4 protein-coding genes are annotated in these 4,142 nt (G+C 71.2%); all 4 read right to left on the bottom strand.

Annotation, left to right across the window (positions count from 1 at the left end):
• Positions 1-68: 68 nt before the first annotated feature.
• The 4 genes from KBX39_RS24970 to KBX39_RS24955 are packed head-to-tail and all read right to left on the bottom strand — an operon-like array spanning position 69 to position 3,885.
• Positions 69-677 carry a hypothetical protein gene (locus tag KBX39_RS24970; protein WP_210872798.1) on the bottom strand — a complete coding sequence of 203 codons (609 nt, stop codon included), beginning with the start codon at positions 675-677 and terminating at the stop codon, positions 69-71.
• The gene (locus KBX39_RS24965) at positions 674-1,543 is read right to left on the bottom strand and encodes a carbohydrate ABC transporter permease (RefSeq protein ID WP_210872797.1); all 870 of its coding nucleotides are present in this window, start codon (positions 1,541-1,543) and stop codon (positions 674-676) included. The genes KBX39_RS24970 and KBX39_RS24965 overlap by 4 nt, the downstream gene beginning before the upstream one ends.
• Positions 1,540-2,520, bottom strand: coding sequence for a carbohydrate ABC transporter permease (locus tag KBX39_RS24960; RefSeq protein WP_064445732.1), 981 nt, complete (start codon positions 2,518-2,520; stop codon positions 1,540-1,542). Before KBX39_RS24960 ends, KBX39_RS24965 begins: the two co-directional genes overlap by 4 nt.
• A gap of 21 nt (positions 2,521-2,541) precedes the next feature.
• Positions 2,542-3,885, bottom strand: coding sequence for an ABC transporter substrate-binding protein (locus KBX39_RS24955; protein ID WP_210872794.1), 1,344 nt, complete (start codon positions 3,883-3,885; stop codon positions 2,542-2,544).
• Positions 3,886-4,142 lie beyond the last annotated feature (257 nt).

Here is a 4,142-nt window from a genome sequence, read left to right as displayed (position 1 = left end):
GTCCAGCTCCGGCCGGACCAGGTACCGGGCCACCTCGGCGCCGTCCACCACCAGCCGGGGTTCGGCGGTCACGTCGGGTCCGGGGCGGGGACCGGGCGGCGGGCGTCGAGCGCGTGCAGCGCCGCGAGGGCGTACCCGCCGAGGATCGGCACCGCGACCGGCGTGACCAGCACGCCCAGCAGCACCGCGAGGGCACAGATGCCGGAGGCGGCGGCCCACACGCCGGGGCGCTGCGGGCAGGTGCGGGCCACGTCACGCGCCGCCGTCCGCCAGCCCCGGCCGCCGCTGCGCCCGACCGCGACGGTGACCAGGCCCGCGTACCCGAGCAGGACCGCGACCACGACGGCGGTGAGCGCGAGCGCGGGCCCGCCGCCGGGAACCCGGCCGGCGGCGAGCGCGACCAGGTCGGCGGCGAGCAGCGCGACGGCGGCGAGCGCGACGGCGCTGACCGCCAGCCCGGCGGGCAGCGCGCGGCCGAACCGGGCCAGGCTGGTCCGCGCGTCGGGCCAGGAACCGGTGATCGACCTGTCGTGCAGCGCGGCACTGGCGGTGGCGAGCGCCGGGGCGAGCGTCAGCACCGGCAGCGCGGCCAGCGCCACGGCGAAGCCGAGCAGCGCCAGGTCGGTCGCCTCGCGCAGCGTGTCCCGCCAGTCGGCACGGGCAGGTACGGCGGTCATCCCTTCAGCCCGCTGGTGTTGATGCCCTCGACGAGCATCCGCTGGAAGGCCAGGAAGAACAGGAACACCGGCAGCAGCGACAGCACCGACATGGCGAACATCGGGCCGACGGCGCTCTGGCTCGTCGAGTCGATGAACAGCGTCAGCGCTACCGGGACCGTGTAGTCCTCCAGGCTGGACAGGAACACCAACTGGCGGAAGAAGTCGTTCCAGGTCCAGATGAACGAGAAGATCGCGGTGGTGACCAGCGCCGGGCGGCTCAGCGGCAGGATGACGTGCCGGAACACGCCGTACGGGGACGCGCCGTCGATGGTGGCCGCCTCGTCCAGCTCGCGCGGGATGCCGCGCATGAACTGCACCATGAGGAAGACGAAGAACGCCTCGGTGGCCAGGAACTGCGGCACCAGCAGCGGCAGGTACGGCCAGTCGCCGCCGACCAGTCCGAGGCTGCGGAACAGGATGTACTGCGGCACGATCAGCACGTGCCCGGGCAGCAGCAGCGTTCCGATCATCACGGTGAACCACAGCTTGCGCAGCCGGAACCGCAGCCGGCCCAGGGCGTACGCGGCGAGCAGGCAGGACAGCGCGTTGCCGACGACGGTGAGCCCGCTGACCACTGCGCTGTTGAGGAAGAACCGGCCGAAGCTGATGTCGAAGTTGGTCCAGCCGTCGACGTAGTTGCCGGGGGTGAACACCTCCGGCAGCAGGCCGACGTTGTTGACGATCTCGGCCTGCGACTTGACCGACGTGCCGAGCATCCAGAACAGCGGGTAGAGCACCACCGCGACGATCGCCACGAGCACGACCAGCCGCAGGACGTTGCGGCCGCCGCCCGGCCGGCGGCGGGCGACAGGAAGCGCCGTCATGAGTCGTCTCCGTCCGAGTAGTGCACCCAGAACCGGCCGGTGCTGAAGAAGACGGCGGTGACCACGCCGATCGCCACCAGGAACACCCACGCCATCGCCGACGCGTAGCCCATCTCCAGGTCGGTGAAGCCGGAGATGTAGAGCTTCAGCGTGTACATCAGGGTGGAGTCGACCGGGCCGCCGGTGCCGTTGCTGAGCACGAACGCGGCGGTGAAGCCCTGGAAGCCGTTGATGGTCTCCAGCACCAGGTTGAAGAAGATCACCGGGGAGAGCATGGGCAGGGTGACCGCGCGGAAGCGCCGCCACGCCCCGGCGCCGTCCACCGCCGCCGCCTCGTACAGCTCGGTGGGTACCTGCTTCAGCCCGGCCAGGAAGATCACCATGGGCGCGCCGAACTGCCAGATCGCCAGCACCATCAGCGTCTCCAGCGCCCAGTCCGGGTCGCTGACCCAGGGCAGCCCCTCGACGCCGAACAGGGCGAGGAACGAGTTGAACGCGCCGTCCCGGTTGAACATGTTGACCCAGACGATGGCCAGCGCGACGCTGCCGCCGAGCAGCGACGGCAGGTAGAACAGGCTGCGGAACAGCCCGACGCCGCGCCAGGCCCGGTTGAGCAGCAGCGCCACGCCGAGCGCGGCGGCCAGCTTCAGCGGCACCGCGATCAGCGCGAACGTCAGCGTGACCCGCACCGCGTGCCAGTACGACGGGTCGGCGGTGAACATCCGCTCGTAGTTGGCCAGCCCCACCCACCGCACCTCGGACAGCGGCGTGAGGATGTCGTAGTCGGTGAAGCTCAGCCAGAGCGACAGCAGCATCGGGATCGCCGTGACGCCCATCAGTCCGATGAGCCAGGGCGAGAGGAAGACGTACCCCGCCAGGCCCTCGCCGAGCCGGGCCCGGCCGGCCCGACGCCGCGTGGGGCGAGGGCCGGCCGGTCCGGTGCGCGGGGTCCGGCCGGGCGCCGTGGTGACAGCCACGGGACCGGTCCTTTCGTGGGGTCAGGCGATCGCGGACTTGCAGGCGGTGACGAACTGCTCGGCCGCCTGAGCCGGGGTGGCGCGGCCGTACTGGGCGTTCTCGGCGGCCTTGACCAGCTCGGACTTGACCTTGCTGTGCCCCTTGATCGGCACCTGGGGCGAGGCGCCGAACTTCTGCGCCAGGTCGGACTCGACCTGGATGGACTGCTTCATGGCCGGGTCGGTGGCGGTCTCGCTGACCTTGGCGCGCAGATCCATGTTCGACGGCAGACCACGGTCGGTGCCGAGCAGCGCGACCACCTCCGGGTCGTTGTTCAGGAAGTTGATCACGTCGACGGCGACGTCCTTGTGCTTGCTGCCCTTGAACACCGACCAGTACATCGAGGCGCGCGCCCACTGCCCGCTCGGGTCACCCGGGTACGCGACCACGCCCAGCTCGTCCTTGGTGTTCTTCTTCAGGTCGGGCATCTGGTTGACCCACACCCAGGAGGTGGCCGACTTGCCGGTGACCACCAGCTGCTTGGTGATGTCGCTGGAGTTGCCCTCGTGGATGACGTCAGGCTTCGGGGTGGCGCCCCGGTCCCGCGCGCCCTTCCACAGCTCGAACCACTTCGTCACGTCCTCGGCGGTGAAGCCGAGCTCCTTGCCGTTGTACAGGTCCTTGCCCTGCTGGCGCAGCCACACCCAGAGCGCCTTGTAGTCTGCGCTCGGATCCTGGGTGCCGGGCACCTTCGTCTTCTTCGCCACCTGCTCGGCCCAGGCGATGTGCTCCTCCCAGCTCATCCCGGTGGTCGGCTCGGGCAGCCCGTTCTTTTGCAGCAGCGTCTTGTTGTAGACCAGGCCCTGGGTGTTCTCCCCGGCGGCCACCCCGGCGAGCTTGCCGTCGACCACGCCGTACTCCAGCAGGCTCTTGGGGAACTTCGACACGTCGAGCTTGCCGGAGTCCTGGTAGCTGCCCAGGTCGAGCGTGGTGCTGCGGCCGGCGTACTCGGCCAGGTAGTTGTCGTCGATCTGGAACAGGTCCGGCGGGTTGCCGCCGGCGGTGAGCGTGGCGAGCTTGTCGAAGTAGCCCTGGTTGGCCTGCCAGGTCTTCTCGAACGTCACGTCCGGGTGCTTCTTGGTGTAGAGGGCCAGGGCGTCCTCGGTGAGCTTGGCCCGGGCCTCACCGCCCCACCAGAAGACGGAGAGTTTGACCGGGCCGTCGTCGCCGCCGGCGTCGTCGTCGCCGCAGCCGGCCGCGCCCAGGGCGAGGGGCACGGCGAGCGCGACGGCGGCCAGGCCGCGCACGAGTCGGCGTCGGGTCACAGGGGTACGGTGATGCCGCCCGGCGGGTGCGCCGGCGGTGGGGGACGTTGCGGGGTGCATCTGCGCTCACTCCTCGGCTGTGGGAGGCGACGACGTCACCGGCGGCCGTCCACGGGCCGCCCGGGTCCGCAGTGCTGTGCGGGCCCGGGCCACCTGCTCAGGCCCCGGTGCCGTCCCGGCCGGGCGCGGGGACGGGCCCGGTCGAGTCGCGGACGACCAGTTCGGTCTGGAGCATTACCTGTGCGGTGGTGCGACGGTCGCCGGCCGCCGCGCCCCGGCCCCGGGCGCCGCGTGGCGCGTCGGAGTCGAGTTGCAGC

Source organism: Micromonospora sp. D75 (assembly GCF_018070405.1).
Classification (GTDB): Bacteria; Actinomycetota; Actinomycetes; order Mycobacteriales; family Micromonosporaceae; genus Micromonospora; species Micromonospora chalcea.
The sequence above is the reverse complement of the archived record's forward strand: the minus strand, read 5'-3'. Positions and strand labels throughout refer to the sequence as shown.

What these genes read in the sequence shown, in the direction of transcription:
- KBX39_RS24970 (WP_210872798.1), bottom strand. Translation starts at nt 677, where the DNA reads ATGACCGCCGTACCTGCCCGTGCCGACTGGCGGGACACGCTGCGCGAG.
- KBX39_RS24955 (WP_210872794.1), bottom strand. Translation starts at nt 3,885, where the DNA reads ATGCACCCCGCAACGTCCCCCACCGCCGGCGCACCCGCCGGGCGGCAT.
- KBX39_RS24965 (WP_210872797.1), bottom strand. Translation starts at nt 1,543, where the DNA reads ATGACGGCGCTTCCTGTCGCCCGCCGCCGGCCGGGCGGCGGCCGCAAC.